The sequence below is a fragment of the Bradyrhizobium sp. S3.7.6 genome, from assembly GCF_054061875.1.
This window is the reverse complement of the sequence record NZ_JBSSEQ010000001.1, coordinates 5,245,293-5,270,757: the sequence shown is the minus strand read 5'-3', so window position 1 is coordinate 5,270,757 and position 25,465 is coordinate 5,245,293. Positions and strand designations below refer to the sequence as shown.

Here is a 25,465-nt window from a genome sequence, read left to right as displayed (position 1 = left end):
GGTTTCGGTGGAGCGCCTGGCGGGACCGGTAGCCCTGGCGTCGGCGTGGCGGCAATATCACATGAAATCTTGGTAAGCTTGAATGCGCCCCGGGCCGAGGTTGGAATACAAAATAGCCCTGTGACACAGGCATATTTTGTATTTGCGTGAGTTCGGCATCGACGCATTCGAGGCCGCATTTCGCAGGTGCGGGACTGTCCCCCTGTTCCGCGCCCCGCTAGTATGAACTTCAGGTTCCGCAGAAAGCATCACGGCTGTGAACGAGTTACATAAACGCCCCCGGCCGTCCCGCCACGAATCGGTTAATCCGGCTCTGCGGTGGCGGATCTATCTGCCCGGCGGGGGGTGGATGTGACACAGGATGGTCCTGCGGTCGCCATGAGACGATCTCCCGGCCTTACGTTCCGGACGTCGCGCGCGGCGCGATGGGCTGCCGTGGCGTGCCTTGCCGCCAGTTCAGGCGCCTGCGTGCTGACGCAGGATTTGCCTGATCCCGCACTCGATGTTCCCGCGCAGTACAAATACGCGGGCAAGCCGGATGCGCCGCCGTCGCTGGATTGGTGGCGCGGCTTTCGCTCCGCGGAGCTGACGCAACTGGTGGAGGAGGCGCAGACCGTCAATCTCGACATCGCCGCCGCGGTCTCGCGCATCGTCCAGGCCGACGCCCAGGCGCGGCAGGCGGGCGCTGCGCTGCTGCCGAGCCTGTCGGGCGGCGGATCGGAAACCTATTCACGCACCTCGGGTTCGAGCGCCTCGGGCCTGTCCATCGGCGGCCGCGAGGTCGTCAACTATTCGGCGTCGCTGAGCGCGAGCTACCAGCTCGACTTCTGGGGCCAGAACCGCGATGCGCTGCAATCGGCGGAAGAGACGGCGAATGCCAACCGGTTCGATCGTGACGTCGTCGCGCTCACGACGCTGGCAGGCGTTGCCAACGCCTATTTCCAGGTGCTGGCCTCGCAGGACCGGCTGCGCACCGCCCAGAGCAACATCGCCAGCGCGCAGCGGATCCTTGATGCCATTCGCGAGCGCCGCAAGGCCGGCACCGGGACCGATCTCGACGTCGCCCAGCAGGAGAGCGTGGTCGCCAACCAGAAGGCGCTGGTGCCGCCGCTGCGCCAGACGCTCGACCAGAACGTCAACGCGCTCGCCGTGCTGGTGTCGCGGCCGCCGGAGAGCGTGCGCGTGCTCGGCGGCACGCTGAACAAGATCGCGATCCCGCGCGTCACGCCCGGCCTGCCGTCGGAGCTTTTGACGCAGCGGCCCGACATCCGCCGCCAGGAGGCACAGCTCGCCTCGGCGACCGCGAACATCGGCAATGCCCGCGCGCAGTTCTTTCCGACGATCCAGCTCACCGGCAATGGCGGCTATCAGAGCTCGGCGCTGGTCTCGCTGTTCCAGCCGCATGCGGCCTTCTTCCAGCTCGTCGGCAGCGCCACGCAGCCGATCTTCGACGGCGGCAAGATCCTCGGCAATTTCGAATTCGCCAAGGCGCGGCAGGACGAGTTGCTCCAGACCTACCGCAAGACCATCATCCAGTCGTTTGCGGACGTCGACAACGCGCTGTATTCGATCAAGCAGACCACGATCAAGCTACAATTGCAGCGCGATGTCGTTACCTCGTCGAAGCGCGCCTTCGATCTCGCCGAGCAGCAATTGCGCGCCGGCACGGCCGACATCGTGACTGTGCTGAACGTCCAGCAGACACTATTTCAGGCCGAAGATGCGTTGTGGCAGGCCCAACTCGCACGGCTTCTCGCCATCGTCAGCCTGTATCAGGCGCTCGGCGGCGGCTGGGAGCCGCGAATGGAGAAACCGGTCAATGCTCTTTAAGCCGGATACGAAGGAAGGCGCGAAAGAAGGGACGGCGAAGAAATCGCGCGGCCGCGGCTTCGTCATGACCCTGATCACGTTCGCCATCCTTGGCGGGCTCGGCTATTTCGGCTGGACCGTCTGGCATCTGCAGCCGCAGCAGGCGAATGGCCGCAACCAGCGGCCCGACCTGCCGGTGCCGGTGCTGGCGGCGACACCCCGCATCCAGGACGTCCCGGTCTATCTCGACGGCGTGGGTGCGATCCGCGCGCTCAACACAGTGACCGTGCGCTCGCAGGTCGACGGCAAGCTGATCGCCGTGAAATTCACCGAGGGCCAGGACGTCAAGAAGGGCGACGTGCTCGGCGAGATCGATCCCGCGCTCTACCAGGCGACGTACGACCAGGCCGTCGCCAAGAAGGCGCAGGACGAGGCCCAGCTCGCCAACCAGCGCATCGATCTCACGCGCTACGAGCAGTTGGCTGCCTCCAACGCGGGCTCCAAGCAGCAGGCCGACACCCAGCGCGCCGCGGTCGCGCAGACCGAAGCGCTGGTCAAAGCCGACCAGGCCGCGATCGACAATGCGGCGGCGACGTTGAGCTACACCAAGATCGTGGCGCCGCTCTCCGGCCGCGCCGGCCTGCGCCAGGTCGACCAGGGCAACATCATCCACGCCGCCGACGCCACCGGCCTCCTGGTGATCACGCAATTGCAGCCGATCGCGGTGTGGTTCAGCCTGCCACAGCAGCAGATCATGCGCGTCAACGCAGCGGCGTCGAAGGGCACGCTCGCGGTCGACGTGTTCGGCAATGACGGCATCACCGTGATCGACACCGGCAAGCTGACCGGCATCGACAACCAGGTCGACCAGACCACCGGCACGCTCAAGCTCAAGGCGGAATTCCCCAACGCCAATTACCAGCTCTGGCCAGGCCAGTTCGTCAATGTCCGCCTCAAGGTCGAGACCTTGATGCAGGCGCTGGTGGTGCCGACATCGGCGGTGCAGCGCGGACCGATCGGCACCTTCAGCTACGTCATCGGCGAGGACAATGTCGTCTCCGCCAAGCCGGTGACCGTGACCCAGCAGAACGAGCATGACGCCGTCATTGCCAGCGGCTTGTCGCCGACCGACAAGGTCGTCACGACGGGCTTTGCCAATCTGTCCGACGGGTCCAAGGTGGTCGTCGGCCGCGATGACCAGACACCGTCGGCCGATCTCGCCCCGCGCAAGCGCACGCGCGGCCCGGACGGCCAGAAGAAGGATGGGCAGGCCAAGGACGGGCAAAAGGACGGACAGAGCAAGGACGGCGAGCACCGCGCCAAGCGGAGCAGCAGTGAAGGCGACCAGAAGGGGCAGACCGGACCAGCATCGGGGCCGGGGGCATCGGAACCTGGAGCCAAGCAGCCATGATCCCGACAACAGCCGCCTGAGCGGCAGGCATATCCCATGGGCGTCTCCGAACCCTTCATCCGCCGCCCGATCGCGACCTCGCTGCTCGGCATCGCCCTGCTGATCGGGGGCGCGCTCGGCTATTTCTCGCTGCCGGTCTCGGCGCTGCCGCAGGTCGATTTCCCGACCGTGCAGGTGTCGACGCAGCTTCCGGGCGCGAGCCCCGACGTGATCGCCTCGCTGATCACCGCGCCGCTGGAACGGCAGCTCGGCCAGATCCCGTCGCTGACGGCGATGAACTCGACGAGCTCGTTCGGCGTCAGCCAGATCTCGCTCCAGTTCGATCTCAACCGCGACATCGACGGCGCGACCCAGGACGTGCAGGCCGCGATCAACGCGGCGGCCGGCGTGCTGCCCAAGACGCTGCCTTATCCGCCGACCTACGCCAAGGTGAACCCGGCGGACGCACCGGTCATGACCCTGGCGCTTCGCTCCGACACGATCTCGCTGCGGGCGATGAGCGACATCGCCGACACGCTTCTGGCGCAGCGGCTGAGCCAGATCTCCGGCGTCGGCCGGGTTTCGGTGCTAGGTGGGCTGAAGCCGGCCGTGCGCATCCAGGCGGATCTGGCGCGCCTTGCCGCCTATGGCATCGCCATGGAGGATCTGCGCACCGCGATCTCCAATGCCAACGTCTCCGGGCCAAAAGGCTCGCTCGACGGCGCGCAGCAATCCTACCTCATCGCCGCCAACGACCAGATCGCCGCTGCCGACGCCTACAAGCCTGTTATCATCGCCTACCGCAACGGCTCCCCGGTCACGATCGGCGACGTCGCGCAGATCGTGGATGGCCTCGAGAACGACCGCACCGGCGGCTGGTACCAGGGCACGCCGGCGGTCATCATCGACATCCAGCGCCAGCCCGGCGCCAACGTCATTGATGTCGTCAGCCAGATCCGGGCGGAAATCCCAAAAGTCCAGCGCGCCATTCCGGCCGGCGTGAACCTCACCATCGTCTCCGACCGCACCGTCACGATCCGCGCCTCGGTCCGCGACGTGCAGTTCACCCTGATCCTCAGCGTCGTCTTGGTGACGCTGGTGGTGCTGCTGTTCCTGCGCTCGCTGCGGGCCACACTGATCGCGGGCGTCGCGCTGCCGCTGTCGCTGATCACGAGCTTCGGCATCACGTATTTCGCCGGCTTCAGCCTCGACAATCTGTCGCTGATGGCGCTCACCATCGGCACCGGCTTCGTCGTCGACGACGCCATCGTCATGATCGAGAACATCGTCCGCCACATGGAGAACGGCGACAGCGCGATGGAGGCCTCGCTGAAGGGGGCCAGCGAAATCGGCTTCACCGTGATCTCGCTGACGGTGTCGTTGATCGCGGTGTTCATCCCGCTGCTGTTCATGTCCGGCCTCGTCGGGCGCATGTTCCGCGAATTCGCGTTGACGCTGACGATCGCGGTCGTGACCTCGGCCGTGGTCTCGCTGACGCTGACGCCGATGATGTGCTCGCGGCTGCTCAAGCACGCCCATGAGGAACTGGCGGTGCCGGGATTGGCCGCGATCAGCCGCTTCATCGATAGCACCGTCGAGTTCTATCACCGGACGCTGCTCTGGGTCCTGGAACGCCAGCGCGCCACGCTGCTCGTGACATTTGCGACCCTGGTCGCGACCCTCGTCCTCTATGTCGTCGCGCCAAAGGGCTTTTTGCCGCTTCAGGACACCGCCTCGATCACGGCGGTGACGGAGGCGGGACCCGACGTGTCGTTCACCGAGATGCAGAAGCGCCAGGCCGAGGCGGCCGATGCCATCAAGGCCGACCCTGACGTGGTCGGCGTGGTCTCGGTGATCGGGGCGGGCTCGGTCAACCCGACCACCAATGTCGGGCGCCTGGTCATGACCTTGAAGCCGCGCGGTGAGCGGCGCGACGACGTCAGCGCGGTGGTGACCCGGCTGAAGGAGCGGGTGTCGGCTATCCCCGGCATGACCGTCTATTTCCAGCCGGTGCAGGACGTGCAGATCTCGACCCAGTCGAGCCGTTCGCAGTACCAGTACACGCTGACCGGGACCGACGCGACGCTGGTGTCGGAATGGGCGCGCAAGCTCGTTGCCGAGATGCGGCGCGATCCGCTGTTCCGCGACGTCTCCTCGGAGGCGCAGGAGGGCGGCCTGCGGGCGCAGCTCGATGTGGACCGGACCCGGGCCGGACAGCTCGGCGTGAGCCTGCAAGGAATCACCGACACGCTCAACGACGCGTTCGCGCAGCGGCAGATCTCGACCATCTACGGCCAGGCCAACCAGTACCGCGTGGTGCTGGAGGCGCTGCCGATGTACCAGCGCGATCCCTCGATCCTGTCGAAGCTGTATCTCCCGGGCGCGGCGAGCAGCATCGTGGGCGCGCCCAATGCCCAGGTGCCGCTCTCCGCCGTGGCGACGCTGAAGCGCACCACGGCGCCGCTCGCGATCTCGCACCAGGCGCAATTCCCGTCGATCTCGCTCAGCTTCAACCTCGCCCCGGGCGCCGCGCTCGGCGATGCCGTCGAGGCGGTGAAGACGATCGAGACCAGGATAGAGATGCCCAACAGCATCGTCGGCGTCTATGCCGGCGATGCCGCCGAATTCGCCAAGGCGCTCGCTGGCCAGCCCTGGCTGCTGCTCGCCGCCGTGATCACGATCTACATCGTGCTGGGTGTGCTCTATGAGAGCTACATCCACCCCATCACCATCCTGTCGACGCTGCCCTCGGCCGGCGTCGGCGCGATCCTGGCGCTGATGCTGTGCGGGCAGGACCTCTCGGTGATAGGCCTGATCGGAATCATCCTGCTGATGGGCATCGTCAAGAAGAACGCGATCATGATGATCGACTTCGCGCTCGAGGCCGAGCGCCGGCAGGGGATGTCGCCGAACGAGGCGATCGTGCAGGCCTGTCTCCTGCGCTTCCGTCCGATCATGATGACGACGCTGGCGGCGCTGTTCGGCGCGCTGCCGCTCGCGATCGAGAGCGGCACCGGCGCCGAGCTGCGCTTTCCGCTCGGCATCTCCATCATTGGCGGCCTGCTGCTGAGCCAGCTTTTGACGCTCTACACCACGCCCGTGATCTACCTCGCGCTCGACCGCATCAACCGCCGCCTCGAGCAGGCGCTGCCGCCGGCTGAATCCGGCGGCCCGCCGGTCGCGGGCGCGACCGAGGGGATGCAGTGATGGCATCGATCTCGGAGCCCTTCATCCGCCGGCCGGTCGCGACCACGCTGCTGTCGATCGGGTTGTTCCTGCTGGGTGTCGTCGCCTACGAGTTCCTGCCTGTCGCCTCGGTCCCGAACGTCGACTTCCCCGCCATCTTCGTGTCGGCCAGCCGTCCGGGCGCCGACCCGTCCGTCATGGCGGCGACGGTGGCCTCGCCATTGGAGCGTCGGCTCGGCGAGATCGCGGGCATCAACCAGATCACCTCGACGTCGTCGCTCGGCACGACCAGCATCCAGCTCCAGTTCGACATCGGCCGCAACATCGACAAGGCCGCGCGCGACGTGCAGGCGGCGATCAACGCGGCGCTGATCGACCTGCCGAGCGACCTGCCGACGCTGCCGCGCTTCCGCAAGGCGAACACGGCCGGCGCGCCCGTTTTCGTGCTGGCGCTGACCTCGAAGACGCTGTCCGCCAGCGCGATCTACGACGTCGCCGATACCGTGCTCGCGCAGCGCATCTCGCAGGTGCCGGGTGTCGGCGACGTGACGGTGAGCGGCGCCGACCAGCCGGCGGTGCGCGTGCAGCTCAACCCCGTCGCACTGTCCAACGCCGGCATCGCCACCGACGACGTCAGGACTGCGATCATCAATGCCAATCCGCTTGGTCCCGTCGGTATCTTCAACGGCGAGCGCCAGAGCGAGACGCTCTCCCTCAACAAGCAGATGCGGACAGCGAAAGAGTTCCGCGACATCATCATCAAGAGCTCGAACGGCAATTTCGTCCGGCTGTCCGACGTCGCCGACATCGAGGACTCCGTCCGCAACGCTCGCTCCATCGCCTGGTTCAACAAGCAGCCGGCGGTGCTGATCCAGATCACCAAGCAGGGCGACGCCAACGTCATCGACACCGTCGACCGGGTGAAGGCGCTGATTCCGGCGCTGAAGCAATGGATCCCGGCGGGTGTCGATATTTCCACCTTGGTCGATCGCACCAGCACGATCCGCGCCAGCGTGCTCGACATGCAGTGGACGTTGCTGGCAACCGCTGTCCTCGTGATGGTCGTGGTGTTCGTGTTTCTGCGGCGGCTGACGCCGACGATCGCGGCCGGCATCTCCGTGCCGCTGGCGCTGGCCGGAACCTGCGCCGGGATGTGGGTCGCGGGCTTCTCGATCGACAATCTGTCGCTGATGGCGCTGGCGATCTCGGTCGGCTTCGTGGTCGACGACGCCATCGTCATGATCGAGAACATGTACCGCAATCTCGAACATGGCATGCGGCCGCTCCAGGCCGCGCTCGTAGGCGCCCGGCAGATCGGGTTCACCGTGGTCTCGATCAGCCTGTCGCTGATCGCGGCTTTCACGCCGCTGATCTTCATGGACGGTATCGTCGGCCGCCTGCTGCGCGAGTTCTCGCTAACGCTGACCTTTGCGATCCTGGTCTCGACGCTGGTGTCGCTGACGGTCACGCCGATGATCTGCGCTCATTACATCCGGCAGACCACGTCCCGGACCGCAACGCTGTTCGACCGCATCATCGAGGGCTCGCTGTCGCGCATCGTCGCGTTCTATGCCCGCACCCTGCGCACCGTTCTGGAATTCCCGCTGCTGACGCTGCTGGTGTTCTTCGCCACCATCGGCCTTACGGTGACGCTCTACATCAAGGTCCCCAAGGGTTATTTCCCGACCGACGATTCCGGCTTCGTCATCGGCGCGACGCGCGCCTCGGCCGACATCTCGTTCCAGTCCATGCTCGGCCTGCAGCAGCGGCTCGCCGACATCGTGATGCAGGACCCGGCCGTGGCCGGCATCGGCTCGACGGTCGGCAGCGGGGGCGGGCCGGGGGGAGCGACCTCGAACCGCGGCACCATGTTCATCAGCCTGAAGCCGCCGGAGGAGCGCGACCACGTCTCGACGCAGGTCGTGATCGACCGTCTCAGGCGCGCCCTGTACCCGGTGCCCGGCATCCGCCTGTTCATGTTCGCCGCCCAGGACGTCCGCGCCGGCGGACGGCAGAGCGATTCCGACTACCAGTACACACTGACCAGCACCGACCTCAGCCTGCTCCAGAAGTGGGCGCCGATCGTGGCCAAGCGCATGGAGAGCGTCGAGGGCATCACCGATATTTCCAGCGACCGCGATCCCGGCGGGCTTCAGCTCACGCTCTCGATCGACCGCCAGAAGGCCTCGGCGCTCGGCGTCAAGGTCCAGGACATCGACAACGCGCTCAACAACGCATTTTCGCAGCGGCAGATCGGGATCATCTACACCCAGCGCAACCAGTATATGACCGTGCTGGAGATCGACCCGAAATTCCAGGTCGACCCATCCAACCTCGATCGCATCTATGTCGCCGGTGCCAATGACGCGCAGGTGCCGCTGTCGGCCGTGGTACACGCGACGCGCGGGCTCGCTGCGCTGGCGGTCTATCATTCGCAGGGGTTTCCCTCGACCACGGTGTCGTTCAACCTGATGCCGGACGTGCCGCTCCAGACCGCGACCCAGAACGTGCAGCGCGCGATCGAGGAGCTGCACATGCCGGAAGGCATTCGCGGCAGTTTTGACGGCAACGCGGGCGATTTCGCAAGGACCAGCGGCCGCCAGCCGCTGCTGATCCTCGGCGCGCTGGTGGCGATGTATATCGTGCTCGGCGTGCTCTATGAGAGCCTCGCCCATCCGCTGACGATCATCTCGACGCTGCCGTCCGCGGGGCTCGGCGCGCTGCTCGCCTTGCAGCTCACCAACACGCCGCTGACGGTGATCGCCTTCGTCGGAATCATCCTGTTGATCGGCATCGTCAAGAAGAACGGCATCATGATGGTGGACTTCGCGCTCGATGCCGAGCGCCAGCGCGGCCTGTCCTCGGCGGAGGCGATCTTCGAGGCCTGCCAGGCGCGCTTCCGCCCCATCCTGATGACGACCATGGCGGCGCTGTTCGCCGGCATTCCGCTGGTCATCGCGACCGGTCCGGGCACGGAGCTGCGCCGTCCGCTCGGCATCACCATCATCGGCGGCCTGTTCGTCTCGCAGATCCTGACGCTCTACACGACGCCCGTGATCTACCTGCTGATCGACCGCCTGCGCCGCCGTTCCGAGCCGCGCCCGCTGGCCGCACCGGCGGAATAGGCGAAGTATCGCGCACGTTCCGACATCGTCAGTCGGCTCGATCCCCTAACATTTTGATGTTATCAAATTAACATCTGCATTCATAAAAGCTGCTAGTTCTCATTTCTGTCAACAAAGCTCGTTACAGAACGGAGACGGGCGCAGCCTTCGCTCGTCGCGCCGCCCGAAGCTGTTGCATTCGAACGGAATCCCGCCTCGAGAACGTGTGACGTGCTTGGGAATCCTTGCGGGCGAGCGGAAATCGGCTGGCTCGTGGTGTCTTGGAGTGATTGGCCAAATGGCTAATACGGTCGGATCGCACTTTTTCCCGGAGATTGCGGCGGGTGGATTCTCTCGGGTTGATGGCACGGTTCAGTTCTGGCAGCGGGTCGGGGCCTTGGTTGGCCAGGATTCCATCGTGCTGGACTTTGGCGCCGGACGAGGCGCCGGCCAGAGCGAGGATTCGGTCGCCTACCGGCGCAGTCTGCGGTCGTTGAAGGGACGGGTGCGCGAGCTCGTCGGGGTGGATGTCGACCCGGCTGTCACGACCAACAAGGCGCTGGATCGGGCGTTCGTGATCACACCCGATGGAGAGCTACCGATCGCCGATCACTCCATCGACGTGATCGTATCGGATTTTGTGTTCGAGCATCTCCAGGATCCTGCCAGAGCCGCCGGTGAACTCGACCGCGTGCTCAAGCCGGGCGGCTGGATCTGCGCGCGAACGCCCAACCGCTATGGATACATCGCACTCGCCAACCGGATGATCCCCGACCAGTTGCATGCCCGCATCATCCAGTCGGCCCAGGACGACCGCAAGGGCGAGGATGTCTTCCCGGCCGTCTATCGGCTGAACACTGCCGGCGCGTTCAAACGGCATTTTCCCGCCTCCCGATACGATCTGTATGTGATCCCGTGGGACGCGGAGCCGGCCTATTATTTCGGATCGAAGCTGCTCTATTCGCTGTTGCTTGCGGTTCAGCACTGCACGCCGGCTCCGTTCAAGACGGTGTTGACGGCGTTCATGCGCAAACGCCCCGTGCCGTGAGCCCGACAGCCAAGTTACGCCGGGCTCAAGCTGCCGTACACCTCGTTGCGAAGACGAAAGAGCGCACGGGACGAAAGGCCTTCGAGCGCGGAACGTCACGCAACGCAGCAGCCTTGTAGAAAGATCGTAACCTCCAAGACGTCACCAAGTCCGAGCGATAACGTCATTCGGCGGTCAACTGGGGCGTGTATTAGGGCCTGACCACCACACTTCATGACCATCGCCTCCCAATCCCCATCCCGTTGATCGGCACTTGCACTCGCCTTTTTGCGAGTGCGACGCGGTCGTTACCAACGAAGAGCAATCAAAATGCCCGTACCTGCAACCGGCTTCGATGTCGATCTCTCGCTTTATGACGAATTTTCCCGGTACCCCGATGGTTCGATCCAGGGGCAAGCGCCGATCGTAGGGGCAAATTGGAAAGAGTCCGGAGAGGTCCCGCCGACGATCGATCACCACTATCTCGTCAGCAAGGCTCAGAACGGTCAAAGGCCTGGCTACCTCTATTCGATCCAGCCTACTCCAGTTAACGAACTTGGATGCGACATCGTGTGGTCCGGGGGCTCCGATATGACGAGGCTCCCAATGACATTGACGATCTCGCCCGACACCACGACACTCACGCTCACCAGAATGCTCCATTTTAACTTCGGACCCACGGGGTTTTCTCTCAGCTTCGGAGATGCGGTCGGGGCTGGTGCGCCGCTCGCCGGGGTCACCGCGGGGAGCTGGACAGTGCCGATGAAGAACGACGGCACGACGACCTATCGCGTGAAGATGGCGGTTCGCGGCAACGGCGTTGTGATCTTCGGTCCCAATGGCGAGGTGTTCGGCTGGAGCGACACGCGTGTGTCTCAGTTTACGGGTGGCCTATGCTTTCTCGAGCCGACACTTCAATATGAAAACGACAGCCCCGGCCTGAACGCCATGGTCAAGCGAGCCTGGGCCGTGAGCCGCAACAGCGACAATCCGCCCAGCCCGTATGCGACCAACGACGATTTCGCCGCATTTGGAAATTATTTCTTCTACGGCCGCGTCGTAGGCGCGCTCAACCGGATGGGTGAGGTCGATATTGGATTCATCGTCCCCACGTTCTCGTTCCCGCAAATTCAGTTCGGCCCGCAGAACATCATTACGTCCATCCTGTCTGATGTTTCGATCGGCGCGGACAAAATTTCGTCCGTGGACTTCATCCCGGTGGGCACGCCGATATTGATCGATCCGGGCCCCAATCGGGAAGACCGCACCACGACGGCCTACACCGTCGCCTCTGACGGTTTAAATCCTCCGCAGCATGTGTGGTATGATCTCACAATTGATAAGGCGTTGGATAAGGCGCATGCTGCTGGGGCGATCGTACAGTGTGCCGCGCCTTCCAAGATGTCGTACACGGTGATCTACAACCAGATCAGCCAGGTCCTGCAGTTTCCGGTTGATGCCGACCGCTCGGTGTCGTTCGGCAAATTTGCGTTCGCTGCCGAGCTCGATCCCAACCGCAATGTCATCGGTCACCGACTCTACCTCGACGTCGACGGGCCAGACGCGGGCTTCATCACGTCGAACACGGGGCGCGTTCGATTGGGTGCAACCAATACGTTTGCGACTGGCCGGGGCGGTACTCCGCCGACGGGCAATCTCATGATCGGCGATCAGTTCTATGACACCAGCCTCGGAATTCCGATCTGGTACGCCGGTAAGGACAGTGAAGACAACGACCAGTGGAAGAACGCCGCCGGAGCAGTTGTTGTGTCCATTGCTCCCTAGTGAAGTAGTCGGATTGCTCTCGACATGCACGCGAAACGACCGCCTTCGGGCGGTCTTTTTGTCTGCCGAGGACGACGAAGATCCGGCGGCAGCCACTGCCGAGTCCACGCAAGGCCGGGTTGTTGAAGCGCCGCTTCGAGCGTATAGCGGCGGTCATGTCCAATCCCCCAGTCGCCGCCGCCGCTTTGCCCGATCCGATCCCCGAATGCCCGCACTGCCAGAAGCCGATGCCGCTGTGCATCTGCGACAGTGTCACGCCCATCAAGAACCGGCTCTCGCTCCTGATCCTCCAGCATCCGCAGGAGCAGGACAGGGCGCTCGGCACCGCCCGGCTGCTTGCGAAGCACTTTGCCGATGCCACGGTGCGGGTCGGCCTGTCCTGGTCGAGCCTGTCCAAGGCGCTGGCGCGGCCGGTCGAGAACGCCTCGCACTGGGCCGTGCTCTATCTTGGCTCGGCGCGCGCGGCCGATCTGGAGGCCGAGGGCGAGATCCTGGCGCTCAACCGCAAGGGCGAAGTCGCGGAGAACCAGCGCTCGATCCTCGGCAAGCTCGAAGGCGTGGTGCTGCTCGACGGCACCTGGAGCCAGGCCAAGGCGCTGTGGTGGCGCAATCCCTGGATGCTCAAATGCCAGCGCGTGATCCTCAACCCGGCGCATCCCTCCCGATACGGACGCCTGCGCAAGGAGCCGCGGAAAGACGGGCTGTCGACCATCGAGGCGGCCGCGACCATCCTGGCCAGTCTTGAGAAGCGCCCCGATATCGCCGAGACGCTCAATGCCAGTTTTGAACGGATGTTGACGCGCTACCGCGAGGTTCAGGCCGAAATGCCGGAATTGGCGCCAAAACCGCCGGTCAAGGACCGCCGGCGCGGTGTCCGGCGCAGCAAGCGCAGCTGACTCGCGCTTAAATCCTCCGTACGGTTGATTGCCCCGCGCGAGACGGGCGGGTAGAGACGATCGGCCGATGGGCCGCGAACTGTTATCTTCGCAGAATCGGAAAGCCGGAAGCGGAAGGGGCAGTCGAATTCAGGCCGCGGCGAAGGAAATCCTTGCACAGGCGGCGCGGCCCGATCGATGGGGCACGCTCGCGCTGATGGACATTTCGCTGCGCTACCGGCGCACCGTGATCGGCCCGCTCTGGATCACGCTGACGCTCGCCGCGACGATCGCAAGTGTCGGCACGGTCTACGCCGCACTGTTCAAGCAGGACATCGCGGGGTTCCTGCCGCCCTTCGCCGTCGGCTTGATCGTCTGGACCTTGATCGCGACGACGCTCCAGGAAGGCTCCAGCATCTTCGTGGCGTCGGGCCACCTGATCAAGGCCGTGCCGGCGCCGCTGATCGTGCATGTGCTCCAGATGATCGCGCGCAACGTGCTCATCTTCGCGCATCATCTGGTGATCGTCGTGCTGCTCTACATCGTGATGCCCTGGCCGCTGCATGGGAGCATGCTGCTCGCGGTGCCCGGCTTTGCGATCCTGCTCATCGTTCTGCTCGGCGGTTCGGTCGCGCTCGGCATGCTCTGCGCGCGCTTTCGCGATATCGGCACGGCGATCGTCAGCGGCCTGCAATTCATCTTCTTCCTGACGCCGATCATCTGGACCGAGGACGCCCTGCGCGGCACCGCGTTCTACTGGCTGATCCGCGCCAATCCGTTCGCGACGCTGCTCGACCTCGTGCGCAGGCCGTTGCTGTCGCAGCCGACCGATCCGGAGCAATGGCTGCTCGGGGCGATCTATGCGATCGTCGTAGCCGTCATCGCCTTCGGCTGCTACGCGAAATACCGCCACCGCGTGGCGTATTGGCTGTGAGGCGCGCATGAGCCTTGCTGCCCACATCGTGCTTCGCAACGTTTCGGTCAAATTTCCGGTCCTGTCGTTCCGCGACCGTTCGCTGCGCAGCCGCTTCGTCAGCGCGGTGACGCTGCGCCGGACGTCGGCGGTGCCGCACATCGTCTCCGCGCTCAACGACGTCAGTCTCGACATCCGCGCCGGTGACCGCGTCGCCATCATCGGCGCCAACGGCGCAGGCAAGACCACGCTGCTGCGGGTTCTCGCCGGCATCTATCATCCGACCGCGGGCAGCGTGGACGTGCTCGGCCGCTGCCTGTCGCTGTTCGACCTGTCGGCCGGCTTCGACGAGGAAGCGACAGGTTACGAGAACATCGTGCGCCGCGGTCTCGTGATCGGCGCACGGCGCTCCGAGATCGATGCGCGGCGGGCGGAGATCGCCGAGTTCACCGAGCTCGGTGACCGGCTCGACCTGCCGCTGCGGACCTATTCCAGCGGCATGATGCTGCGGCTGATCTTCGCGGTCGCAACCGCCGTGGAAGGCGAGATCGTGCTGCTCGACGAATGGATCGGCGTCGGCGACCAGCAATTCCGCCGGAAGGCGCGGCAGCGGCTCGACGAGATCGTGGCCCGTGCCGGCATCCTGGTGCTGGCCTCCCACGACATCGAGCTGATCCAGAGCACCTGTAACCGCGCGATCCTGCTCGAGGAAGGGCGGATCACCGCGGCCGGCCCGACCGATGCGATTCTTGCGAAATATCTCGCCGGCCCGGGCGGGTGCAAGGCGTAAACGCCCGGTCGGGGTTGCCTAAGCCATTGATCCCCTATATTGCTCCGCCCTTACGGGGCCACGTGGCGGAGTGGTTACGCAACGGTCTGCAAAACCGTGTACACCAGTTCAATTCTGGTCGTGGCCTCCATAACAACCTCCTGATATTTCATCATAAATTTTGCTCACCGCGCGTTCCGCGGAGCACGCGATTGAGGCCTGCTAGGCCGTGCACACCGGGTTTGCCCGGGGCTTGGCGGACACCAGCGATTCAGGCCCGATGGCATAGACTTCGCATCTGCGAAGTGATGCGTCACGAACCCCTGGAGCTGGAGAGCACGTGAGCGACGTCGTCCGATTTGTCCCGAAATCCGAGCTGGAGCGGGCTCGCCTCATTCGCGAGGCCCGTGCGATCTATGACAGCATCTTTCCGCCGGCCGCACCCGACCGGGTGCCGCAGGACGGCGAGGAGCGGGTCAAGACCTGATCGGCGCCGCGCCGTTCCGGCGTATGGCCGATAGCAAAACGCCCGCGGGAGCGGGCGCATCGGTTGACGTTGAAAGTGGCCTCAACCGGCCGCGTACCAGCCGTCCGGAAACGGCAGAAGGGGCCAGGCGCCCTCATTGTCATTGGCGGCTTTGGGCGTTGCGACGTACGACCACGAGCGGGGCACGAATTCCTCCTCCGGCTCGGGCGCGAAATCTTGATAGACCATGGCGTCCCGGACGGCATCCAGCAGCAAGTTGAATTCGGCTTCGCTCATCGCACCCTCGCAGAACGCGGATGGCGCAATGTCGCAAAGCCGGTTTGTCACCCGATTGAGCCGATCGTTCGCATTTTAGCGACCCGGCGATCGGGCTCCGATTGGTTAGCGATTCCTTAAAATCCCCGCGGAACCGTACGTTCCTCCCGTCCGGCCTCAGTGTGAAAGAGATCACATCCCCCGCGATTTATTTCTCCTACCCCTCGCCACGACACCGGCCAGCGAAGGGCGGGGCAAGGCGGACGGGAGACTTGGTCATGAAGGCAAGGTTCTTACGGTTTGCAGGTGCGAAGAGCCGGGCGCGCCGCGCCTCGACGGTCGGGCTGTTCCTGGTGCTGTTCGCCACCGTCGCTCAGGCGCAGCAGGGAACGGCGGAGCAGCGCCGGGCCTGCACCCCCGACGTCTACCGGCTCTGCGCCGGCGAGATCCCCAACGTCCGCGCCGTCACGGCGTGTCTGCGCCGTAACCGGTCAAGCTTGAGCGAGGCTTGCCGCACCGTCTTCGACCAGGCCGGCGGCTGACATAGCCGCCCTGTGGGTTTGTGCGCAGCAAGTGGCTCGTGCGGCCTCGCGAATCCGGCATAGTCGGCCTGTGGATATGCTGCGGACAGGCTGTGGAAAGCGGTGAGATGCTGTGGATGTCGTCCACAGATGCGTCTGCCCCGCGCCTCATTTCCGTCAGCGAACGTCATATCTCTGTCAAATATCCTGACTGATTGATTCTCCGACCGTGCAGATTATTGCGTCGTGCGAGATCATTTGGTTTTCCCGAATTCGGAATTGCGTGCCGCAGGACACCTGACACACGAGCAGTTTTTGTGCAGCGGGCTGCCCAATTCTCGGGCCCCATTCATCCAATTTTTTGTACGCCCGCGGACAAGCTTTCCCGTCCGCACTCCACCTAGGCTCGTTCCCGAGATCTGGAACATGGCCAGTGCCATGACAATTCGAAGGAGCTGGAGATGGAGACACGGGTATTGCCCCATGCACGGGGGATCGCACGCGCATCATTGCCATGGCGCAAGGTCGCGCTCGGCGCAACCATCGCTTTCGGCTTCGTCGCCGCGGCACCGCTGAGCGCGCAGGCCGCCGCACCCGCCGCCTGCGCCGCACTCCAGGAGAAATATCCGGACTGGAAGGGCAAGACCCTCGTCAACGCCATCAACCCGCACACGCCGGGCTATGAAACGATCGACCCGAAGGATCCCAGCAAATATATCGGCTTCGACATTGATCTTGGCGAAGCCATCGGCGAATGCCTCGGCTTCAAGCTGACCTACAAGCCGGTGACGTTCGCAGCACTCCTCACAACACTCGCTGCCGGCCAGGCGGACATCGTCATCTCCGACATCTATGCCACCAAGGAGCGCGCCAAGGCCGCCGACTTCATCACCTACTCGAAAGTGTTCGACGGCGTGCTGGTCGCCAAGGGCAATCCGAAGGGCATCAACGGCATCAACATGTCGATGTGCGGCACGGCGGCCGCCGAAAACACCGGCTATGTCGAGGTGCCCCTGATCCAGGCCCTGATCCCGGAATGCAAGAAGGCCGGCAAGGCCGAGCCGACAATCCAGCTCTACGACAACAACGCCAACTGCATCCAGGCGATCCTGGCCGGCCGCGCCGACACCTACATCAACGACGTCAATACCGTCGACAGTGCGGTGAAGGCCTATCCGGACAAGCTGGAGAAGGCGGTCGCGGTGACGATCCCGTATTCGGTCGGCATCGCCGTCCCGAAGGACAAGCCGAAATTCCGCGACGCCGTGCTGGCCGCACTGATCGAGGTGCAGAAGGCCGGCACGCATATGGAGCTTCTGAAGAAGCACGGGCTCGATGTGAACAACTTCAAGGAACCGGACATTCTGACGGCTGACTGATGTCGCTGTTTCTCCATTACCTGAGCATGCCGTATCTGCTCGAGGGCATCGAACTCACCCTCGAGGTGACCGCCCTCGGGCTCGGCGGCGGATTGATCCTCGGATTGATCCTCGCCGGCATGCAGCTCTCGCGCTTCTGGCTCCTGGCGGCGATCGCCAGGGCCTACACCGTGATCTTCCGCGGCACGCCGCTGATTCTGCAGATGGTGTTCGCCTACGATGCGTTGCCGCATATCGGCATCAAGCTGCCGGCGGTGCTGGCGGCCGGCCTCGCGCTCGCCTGCAACGAGGCGCCGTTCATCGCGGAGATGCTGCGCGCCGGCGTGCTCGGCGTCGACCGCGGGCAGGTGACGGCCGGCCAGGCGCTCGGCATGACGCCGCGGATCCTGATGTGGCGGGTGATCGCGCCGCAGGCGATCCGCACCATGATCCCGGCCTTCGGCAACGAGGCCGTCAGTGCGCTGAAGAATTCCTCGCTGGCGTCCGTCGTCGCGGTCCAGGAGCTGACCTTGCGCTCGACCCAATTGGCGTCCTCGACCTTCGACTTCTTCTCGATCTTCTTCGCCTCTGGCCTCTTGTACCTCGTGCTGACCTTTGCCATCAGCGTCATCCAATTGTTCGTCGAATGGCTGCTCGATCTCGACCGCGCCAAGGGACGGAAGCGCAAACTCGCCGATTACCTGCCGTGGCGTCGCGTCGATCTCGGCACCAAGCTGGAGCTTGCGGAGGCGACCGTCGCCGATCCCGAACCCGTGCAGGCAGAGCTGACCGACACGCCGCCGCTCGCTCTGACCAGAGAGGAGCGCACGCGGCGTTCCGCGACGATCGCGCGCAACAACATCGCGGTCGAGACCAAGGACCTCACCAAGAGCTACGGCACGCAAAAGGTGCTCGGCGGCCTCGATCTGACCGTTCGCGTCGGCGAAGTGGTCGCGCTGCTCGGCCCCAGCGGCTCGGGCAAGAGCACGCTGCTCCGCTGCATCAACCATCTCGAAAGCTGGGACGGAGGCACCGTGCGCGTCGGCGGCCGCCGTCTCGGCTTTGACGACGACGGCAAGTTGCTGTCACCCCGGGCCATCGCCAACGAGCGGGCAACCGTCGGTGTCGGCATGGTGTTCCAGCAGTTCAATTTGTTCGCCCATCTGTCGGCACGCGAAAACATCGCCGGGCCTTTGCGCTGGGTCCACGGCATGACCCGCATCGACGCCGACCGTCGGGCCACCGAGCTGCTCGACCGTGTCGGTCTCTCGCATCGCGCCGACGCGCTGCCGCGACATCTCTCCGGCGGCCAGCAGCAGCGCGTCGCCATCGCCCGCGCGCTGGCGCCCAATCCAAGCGTGCTGCTTTTGGACGAGCCGACCTCGGCGCTCGATCCCGAGCTCGTCAACGAGGTACTGGAAGTGATCCGGCGGCTCGCCATCGACGACGGCCTCACCATGATCATCTCGACGCACCAGATCCGCTTTGCCGATGAAGTCGCCGACCGCGTCGCTTTCTTGAGCGGCGGCACCATCATCGAGGAGGGACCGGCGCACGAGGTGCTCACCAATCCCCGCAATCCGCTGACGGCACGTTTCCTCAGCGTGATGGAAGCCGACAAGACTCCGGAGGCGGTGCGATGAGCGCTGCCTTCGTAAGGTTCAAGACTCCCGAAGAGGCCATCTCATGAAGCATTTCACGCTGCCGGTTTCGCCGAAGACCGTCCACTGGGGCTATTTCTCCAAGAAGGTCACGCCGGGCCTGACACTGCGCTCCGGCGACCGCGCCACCATCGAGACGCTGACCCATCACGCCAACGATGATTACGAGCGGATGATCCAGGGCGATCCCGGCGCCGAGAGCGTGTTCCAGTGGACGCGCGAGCACAAGGCGGTCGCGCGCCGAGGCTCAGGCCCGACCGAAGGCCCTTTCATCCGTGGCGCGGGCGAGGGGATCGGCGTGCATCTCCTCACAGGTCCCGTGGCGATCGAAGGTGCCGAGCCCGGCGATATCCTGGAAGTGCGCATCCTCGACATCCGGCCGCGACCGAGCTGCAGCGCCTGCCATGCCGGCCGCTGCTTCGGCTCCAACGTCGCGGCCAATTGGGGCTTTCACTATCACGATTTGATCGAAGAGCCGAAGCCGCGCGAGGTCGTCACCATCTTCGAGCTCGACACCTCGGGCGAGCCTTATGCGAAAGCGGTCTACAACTACGTCTGGACGCCGCAGACCGACCCCGACGGCATCGTACATCCCACCATCGACTATCCCGGCGTGCGCGTCGATCACGCCACCGTCAGGAAGCGCGAGAACGTCCTCGCAAGTGTGAAGGTGCCGGCGCGCCTGCATTTCGGCACCATGGGCCTCGCGCCGTCGGAAGCCGACTTCGTCAGCTCGATCCCGCCAAGCTACACCGGCGGCAACATCGACGACTGGCGCATCGGCAAGGGCGCGCGGATGTTCTACCCGGTCGCAGTCCCCGGCGCCTATTTCTCGGTCGGCGATCCCCACGCCGCGCAAGGCGACAGCGAGCTCGGCGGCACCGCAATCGAGACCTCGCTCACCGGCGATTTCGAGTTCATCCTGCACAAGAAGGCTGATCTGGCCGGCACCAATCTGGAGGGCCTCGACCATCCGATGCTGGAGACCGATCACGCTTGGTCGTTCTACGGCTTCACCTATCCGAACTATCTGGCCGCGCTCGGCGCCGACGCACAAACCGAGATTGCCAATCACTCGAGCCTCGACCGTGCGATGCGCGATGCGTTCAGAAAACTCCGGCGGTTCCTGATGACCGTGCACGGTCTCAGCGAGGACGAGGCGATCTCGCTGCTGTCGGTCGGCGCCGATTTCGGCGTCACCCAGGTCGTCGACGCCAATTGGGGCGTCCACGGCACGATCCGCAAGAACATCTTTCGCTGCGACTAATGCATTGAGACACAGCGAGTTTTCGGGATGAGGGGATGAGCGGCGAACGTCATTTGCGGCCCGTTGCTGCGACGGATGACCGCGTTCGTCTGGCACAGAGGTTGCTTCGATCAACTGCAATCTGGGTTGATCCGATGAGCTTCCGGCCGTTCACGAGCGAGTCCTACGCGCAAGACGACCGCCCCGAAGCCTGGCGGGACGTGCTGGCGGCGGTCGGCCTGCAACCGGCGACCGGCCATTCCTTCTTTGACGGACACGCAACGGCATCGCATCGCCATGCCGCAGGTGTTGCGCTGACGCGGATGGCGGCTGGCGCGCAAAGCGTCGCGCCGCTTTCGCAAGCGAATGAAGACCTTCCGATCGCGCTGATCCCGGTCGAGGACGGCATGGTGCTGAAGAGCGCCGGCGGCCACCGCATCGTTCCGGTCGGCCATCTCGTGCTGCTGCCGCGGAGCGGGGACTGGAGCATCGTGTTCCAGCGTGACATGCGGGCCATCGTGCTGTCGGTGACCTCGGAAGCGCTGCACGGACGCCTCTCGGGCAGGCCGCGGCTCGGCGAGCCCCGCGTCGTTCCACCCAGCGGCTTTGCCGATGTGTTCTCGCGTCTGCTGGATGCGACCGCGCGCACGCTCGACACGCTGAGCGATGCCGAATGGAATTCGGTCGCGCAGTCGCTCGTTGATCTGCTCCTGACGCTCGCGCATCAACTGGCGGCCTCGACGTCCGATGCCGGATCGAGTGCGACGCAGGCCGCGCTGCTGCATCGGATCTGCCAGACCATCGAGCGGCGGCTCGACGATCCCGAACTGGCGCCGGCGCGCGTCGCGCAGGCCCAGGGGATTTCCGAGCGCTACCTGCAAAAACTGTTCGAGACGGTCGGCGACAATTTCACCCATTACGTCCGGGAGCGCCGCCTCCAGCGTGCCTGGGCCGATCTGTCCAATCCGACCGAGGCGCATCGTTCGATCTCGGAGATCGCCTATGCCTACGGCTTTGGCGATTCCGCACATTTCAGTCGTGCCTTCCGCCATCGCTTCGGCCTGCCGCCCCGCGAGTTTCGCCAGCAGGAGGCGGAGCGGGCGACCTTGCAGCATGGCGCGGCCGGTCAGCGCGGCTGGCCGCAGGATGCGCTGGCGCAGCTCCGCGTGCATTCGAGCGTCGAAGCACGCAGCACCGTTGCGTGTGCCGGCACCGAGGAGCGGACGACCACGGAACGCAGGCATCACCATCTCCCGGTCGAGGCCAGCCGCGTCCATTGGGGTTATTTCAGCCGCTCGCTATCGCCGCAAATCGAGATCGCCTCGGGCGACACCATCACCATCGAGACGCTGACGCAGCACGCCTCCGATGCGCCCGAGATGATGATCGCGGGCGATGCCGGTGCTGAAAGCGTGTTCGGCTGGACACGGGACAAGAAGAACGTCGATCGTCGCGGCGCTGGCCCGATGGATGCCAGCGTGTTCGGCCGTGGCGCCGGCGAAGGATTTGGCGTGCACATCTGCACGGGGCCGGTCGCGGTGAAGGATGCCCAGCCCGGCGACGTGCTGGAGGTGCGCATCCTCGACATCGTGCCGCGCGCGAGCCGCAATCCGAACCATGCCGGCCGCGTGTTCGGCTCCTCGGTCGCGGCCTGGTGGGGCTATCACTACAACGAGTTTCTCGGCGGTCCCATGCCGCGCGAGGTCGTCACCATCTACGAGATCTTCGACGATCCCGAGGAGCCGCACGCCCAGGCGCTTTATTCCTATCGCTGGGAGCCGCAGACCGACCCCTTCGGCGTCGTGCACGCCACCTACGACTATCCCGGCGTCCCCGTCGCGCCTGCCACAGTGAAGCGCCGGCATGCCGTACTCGACGGTATCCGCATTCCCCTGAGGCCGCATTTCGGCGTGATCGCGGTGGCGCCGCGCGAGGTCGATTTCGTCGACTCCGTGCCGCCGTCCTATTTCGGCGGCAACCTCGACAATTGGCGGCTGGGGAAGGGCTCTACGGTCTATCTTCCGGTTTCGGTGCCCGGCGCGCTGCTGTCGGTCGGCGATTCCCATGCCACGCAGGGCGACGGCGAACTCAGCGGCACGGCGATCGAATGTTCGATGACAGGGACGTTCGAGGTGATCCTGCACAAGAAGGCCGAACTGGCCGGCCAGCTCTTTGCCGACCTCTCCTATCCCCTGATCGAGACCGAGACCGACTGGGTGTTGACCGGGTTCAGCCATCCCAACTATCTCGCCGAGTTCGGCGCGCAGGGCCAGAGCGAGGTCTACGCAAAGTCCTCGCTCGACCTTGCCATGAAGGATGCGTTCCGGAAAATGCGGCGTTTCCTGATGAACGTCAAAGGCCTCAGCGAGGACGAGGCGATCGCGCTGATGTCGGCCGCCGTCGATTTTGGCGTCACCCAGGTCGTCGACGGCAATTGGGGCGTGCACGCCATCCTCAGCAAGCGCCTGTTCCGGGACTTGCCTTAACAAGGACACCTCAAGTGAAATTCCACATGATCAGCGGCGGACCGAAGCCGGTCGCGCCCTTCAGCCACGCCGTCGAGACCGACGGGTTTGTCTTCGTCACCGGCCAGATGCCGGACACGCCGCAGGCGCCGGGTGTGCTGCCCGACGGCATAGAGGCGCAGACGCGGGCCGTGATGGAGAATTTGAAGGTGGTGCTCGCTGGCCTCGATCTCGGCCTCGAGCACGTCGTGATGACGCGGATCTATCTGACGCGTTTCAAGGAAGACTACGCCTCAATGAACGAGACCTATCGCAGCTTCTTCGCACCGGATCGTTTGCCGGCTCGCACGTGTGTCGGCGTCACCGGGCTCGCCTATGACGCACTGATCGAGATCGATCTGGTGTGTCGGCGACCGTGAGCTCGGCTTTCGCAGCCCGGACGCTGCGGCACGAACTGATGCGCAGCAGAGCCGGGGCCCATGCCACAGCTACGGTGCGGCTTTCCGGGTCCCGGCTTGGCGCCGCAACGGTTCACGTTGCAACGCGTCCGGGACACGAGAGTGGCAGTCGCCAAACGCTCTCTCTCCACTTCGTCTTAAATTGCAACCCGCGCGTGCAAGAAGTCTTGATCGGCCGTGATCTATCGATGGTCACCAGCCTTGAACGCGTCGCCTGCGGCCGACGACTAACCCACAGAGTGCATGAGGGTCAGGGGAACGTGATCGTACTTCCTCTTCCTAAAGCACCAAAATGGTGCTTTAGTGCTTTCCATGAGCCCGTCGCCCCGAAACGCGCCGTCCGCGCTGCGTTACAGGCTTGCCCCTGACCCGGCCGCCAAGGCCGCCATGGAGGCGACGTTCAGGGCCTATGACCGCATGATGGAGATCCTGGACGAGGTGGCGCGGAGCCATAACGTCGGCTCCAATGTCGTCCTGCTCCATGCCCATGCCTATGAGCCGATCCGGAAAGAAACCGCACTGCCGTCGCGGCTGGTGACGCTGGGCCTGCGCGACCGCGCCGATTATCGCGCCGCGCAGGGCCGCCGCCTGCCGCTCGACGACAAGCTCGCCAAGATCAAGGGCCCCGCCACCATTTCGATTGCGACCGTGCAGGGGCGCTTCAGCGTACCCTTCGACTATGCCGGCTATGCCGAGGGTTGGGGGCAGAGCGCGCCCGCGCACCTCATCCGCACCGACGACGGCTTTGAAGTTCACTACGGCGTCACGCCGAACAGTCTGCCAGAGGAGGAGAACGCTATGGATACCATCGCTGCCGCCCCCGACAACTTCCTGTCCCGGGTCGGGCGCCTGATCGCCGGGATCGCCTATGACGCGATCGAGCAGGCGGAGGGGAAGAACAAGCTGAACGTGGTTGGCCAAGCCATCCGCGAGATCGAGCGCGCGGAGAGTGAAGCGCGCGATGCGCTCGCGGCCGCGCGCGCCGAGGAATACCGTCTCAACGCGCGCCGCACCGAGATCGAACGCGAGATGACCGATCTTGCGCCCAAGATCGAAGGTGCGATTGCTGATAGCCGGGACGATCTCGCACGCGCCGGCATCGCGCGGCAGATGGACCTCGAGGCGCAGTTCGAGGTGCTCTCCCGCGCCATCGATGAGAACAACGAGAAGATCGAGCAGTGCGTGACGTCGCTGCGCGCCGTGCTGTCAGCGCTCCAGGATGCCGAGCAACGCCGCGCCGATCTCGAAAAGAGCGAGGCTCAGGCGAGCCATCAGGCTTCGACGTCGCCCCGGAAACAGGGCGGCGCCTCGGCAGCAGCAACGGCGCTGCGCGCGGGGAGGGCGGTGGCGCGCGCCACCGGCGTTCCGGCCACCATCCCGTACTCAAGCGACATCGACGAGCTCAGCACGTTGCATCGCGACAAGGAAATTGCAGCGAGGCTGGCGCGATTGAAGTCGCGCTCCTGAGTAATGTGTCATGAGCGCACTGCTCGAACACGTGATGTCGCCGGAGGTCAGGCCGTTCGCGATCGCGGCGGCCATGATCCTCATCGTCGGCTCGATCGAGGTGGTCTCGATGCTGGTCGGGGCCTCGCTCAGCGAGATGCTCGGCACCAACATCGATTTCGGTCACCCCAGCGACAATGGCGTGATCAACGCCATCTCCTGGATCAATGTCGGCGGCGTGCCGCTCTTGATCTTCCTGCTGTTGCTGCTTGGCGCGTTCTCCATCACCGGCTTCCTGATCCAGGACATCGCGCGGATGGTGGCCGGTCCCTTGCCGGCAACGCTCGCGTCGGTCGGAGCGGTCGCCGTCTCGATTCCGCTGGTCCGCGCCGCAAGCAGGGGCATCGCGCGGGTCATTCCCAAGGATGAAAGCTATGCCGTCGGCCTCGGCGATCTCGTCGGCCGCGTCGGCGAGGTCGTGATCGGCCCGCTCGATCAGGGGCCGCCCGGCCGCGTCAGCGTCGCCGACATCCACGGCAACCGGCATTTCGTGTGGGCGGTCGCCGCACCGTCATCATCGCCCCTGCCGCAGGGAACCATGGTCCTGCTGGTCGATCGCGCCGGCACCCGCTTCGTCGCGGTGAAGGCCGACGATGAACTCAAACCTTCCAAGCCGACTCGAAGCAACTGACAAGTCATTTATCGGAGAA

18 protein-coding genes, 1 tRNA gene and 1 pseudogene are annotated in these 25,465 nt (G+C 64.8%); 19 read left to right on the top strand and 1 reads right to left on the bottom strand.

All coding sequences use genetic code 11. The annotated features are described in order from the left end of the window. The first annotated feature begins 378 nt into the window (after nt 1-378). From ACVJ5M_RS25595 to ACVJ5M_RS25545, 11 genes and pseudogenes are all read left to right on the top strand, one after another. Nucleotides 379-1,830, top strand: coding sequence for an efflux transporter outer membrane subunit (locus ACVJ5M_RS25595; protein WP_245328438.1), 1,452 nt, complete (start codon nt 379-381; stop codon nt 1,828-1,830). Next, the gene (locus ACVJ5M_RS25590; RefSeq protein ID WP_283016431.1) at nt 1,820-3,220 is read left to right on the top strand and encodes an efflux RND transporter periplasmic adaptor subunit; all 1,401 of its coding nucleotides are present in this window, start codon (nt 1,820-1,822) and stop codon (nt 3,218-3,220) included. The genes ACVJ5M_RS25595 and ACVJ5M_RS25590 overlap by 11 nt, the downstream gene beginning before the upstream one ends. A gap of 36 nt (nt 3,221-3,256) precedes the next feature. After that, the gene (locus ACVJ5M_RS25585; RefSeq protein ID WP_354099665.1) at nt 3,257-6,406 is read left to right on the top strand and encodes an efflux RND transporter permease subunit; all 3,150 of its coding nucleotides are present in this window, start codon (nt 3,257-3,259) and stop codon (nt 6,404-6,406) included. Beyond that, nucleotides 6,406-9,510 (top strand): efflux RND transporter permease subunit, encoded by a 3,105-nt coding sequence (locus ACVJ5M_RS25580; protein WP_283016432.1) that lies wholly within the window; start codon nt 6,406-6,408, stop codon nt 9,508-9,510. The genes ACVJ5M_RS25585 and ACVJ5M_RS25580 overlap by 1 nt, the downstream gene beginning before the upstream one ends. A 214-nt stretch (nt 9,511-9,724) precedes the next feature. Further along, the gene (locus ACVJ5M_RS25575; RefSeq protein WP_354097820.1) at nt 9,725-10,537 is read left to right on the top strand and encodes a class I SAM-dependent methyltransferase; all 813 of its coding nucleotides are present in this window, start codon (nt 9,725-9,727) and stop codon (nt 10,535-10,537) included. Nucleotides 10,538-10,846: 309 nt separating this feature from the next. Continuing rightward, nucleotides 10,847-12,301: a hypothetical protein gene (locus ACVJ5M_RS25570; protein WP_283016434.1), complete on the top strand. Its 1,455-nt coding sequence runs from the start codon at nt 10,847-10,849 to the stop codon at nt 12,299-12,301. Between the two features lie 155 nt (nt 12,302-12,456). Then, a complete protein-coding gene (locus ACVJ5M_RS25565; RefSeq protein WP_283016435.1) occupies nt 12,457-13,197 on the top strand; it encodes a tRNA-uridine aminocarboxypropyltransferase in 741 nt (246 codons plus the stop codon). A gap of 67 nt (nt 13,198-13,264) precedes the next feature. Beyond that, on the top strand, nt 13,265-14,110 hold the full coding sequence (locus tag ACVJ5M_RS25560; RefSeq protein ID WP_283016436.1) for an ABC transporter permease: 846 nt from the start codon (nt 13,265-13,267) through the stop codon (nt 14,108-14,110). A gap of 163 nt (nt 14,111-14,273) precedes the next feature. Next, nucleotides 14,274-14,879, top strand: a pseudogene (locus ACVJ5M_RS25555) (ABC transporter ATP-binding protein); the annotation flags it as partial. Nucleotides 14,880-14,935: 56 nt separating this feature from the next. Beyond that, nucleotides 14,936-15,009, top strand: a tRNA-Cys gene (locus tag ACVJ5M_RS25550). Between the two features lie 189 nt (nt 15,010-15,198). Continuing rightward, the gene (locus tag ACVJ5M_RS25545; RefSeq protein WP_167767891.1) at nt 15,199-15,345 is read left to right on the top strand and encodes a hypothetical protein; all 147 of its coding nucleotides are present in this window, start codon (nt 15,199-15,201) and stop codon (nt 15,343-15,345) included. A gap of 81 nt (nt 15,346-15,426) precedes the next feature. Here ACVJ5M_RS25545 and ACVJ5M_RS25540 read toward each other — a convergent pair whose 3' ends face one another. Continuing rightward, the gene (locus ACVJ5M_RS25540) at nt 15,427-15,621 is read right to left on the bottom strand and encodes a hypothetical protein (RefSeq protein WP_014495402.1); all 195 of its coding nucleotides are present in this window, start codon (nt 15,619-15,621) and stop codon (nt 15,427-15,429) included. A gap of 257 nt (nt 15,622-15,878) precedes the next feature. On the opposite strand from ACVJ5M_RS25540, the gene ACVJ5M_RS25535 reads away from it, so the two are divergent. The 8 genes from ACVJ5M_RS25535 (at nt 15,879) to ACVJ5M_RS25500 (ending at nt 25,446) form a co-directional block, all read left to right on the top strand. Then, nucleotides 15,879-16,142, top strand: a complete 264-nt coding sequence (locus tag ACVJ5M_RS25535; protein WP_283016438.1) for a hypothetical protein — start codon at nt 15,879-15,881, stop codon at nt 16,140-16,142. Between the two features lie 440 nt (nt 16,143-16,582). Further along, a complete protein-coding gene (locus tag ACVJ5M_RS25530) occupies nt 16,583-17,500 on the top strand; it encodes an ABC transporter substrate-binding protein (protein WP_071914115.1) in 918 nt (305 codons plus the stop codon). Next, nucleotides 17,500-19,122 (top strand): amino acid ABC transporter permease/ATP-binding protein, encoded by a 1,623-nt coding sequence (locus tag ACVJ5M_RS25525; RefSeq protein WP_354099666.1) that lies wholly within the window; start codon nt 17,500-17,502, stop codon nt 19,120-19,122. The genes ACVJ5M_RS25530 and ACVJ5M_RS25525 overlap by 1 nt, the downstream gene beginning before the upstream one ends. 43 nt (nt 19,123-19,165) lie before the next feature. Beyond that, the gene (locus ACVJ5M_RS25520; RefSeq protein WP_354099667.1) at nt 19,166-20,407 is read left to right on the top strand and encodes an acetamidase/formamidase family protein; all 1,242 of its coding nucleotides are present in this window, start codon (nt 19,166-19,168) and stop codon (nt 20,405-20,407) included. 134 nt (nt 20,408-20,541) lie between these two features. Then, complete coding sequence (locus ACVJ5M_RS25515) at nt 20,542-22,872, top strand: acetamidase/formamidase family protein (protein ID WP_354099668.1); 2,331 nt, start codon at nt 20,542-20,544, stop codon at nt 22,870-22,872. A 14-nt stretch (nt 22,873-22,886) separates the two neighbouring features. Continuing rightward, nucleotides 22,887-23,270, top strand: a complete 384-nt coding sequence (locus ACVJ5M_RS25510; protein WP_085401464.1) for a RidA family protein — start codon at nt 22,887-22,889, stop codon at nt 23,268-23,270. 342 nt (nt 23,271-23,612) lie between these two features. After that, nucleotides 23,613-24,776, top strand: a complete 1,164-nt coding sequence (locus ACVJ5M_RS25505; protein ID WP_231141936.1) for a PspA/IM30 family protein — start codon at nt 23,613-23,615, stop codon at nt 24,774-24,776. A gap of 10 nt (nt 24,777-24,786) precedes the next feature. Further along, nucleotides 24,787-25,446, top strand: coding sequence for an OB-fold-containig protein (locus ACVJ5M_RS25500; protein WP_231141937.1), 660 nt, complete (start codon nt 24,787-24,789; stop codon nt 25,444-25,446). Nucleotides 25,447-25,465: the final 19 nt, after the last annotated feature.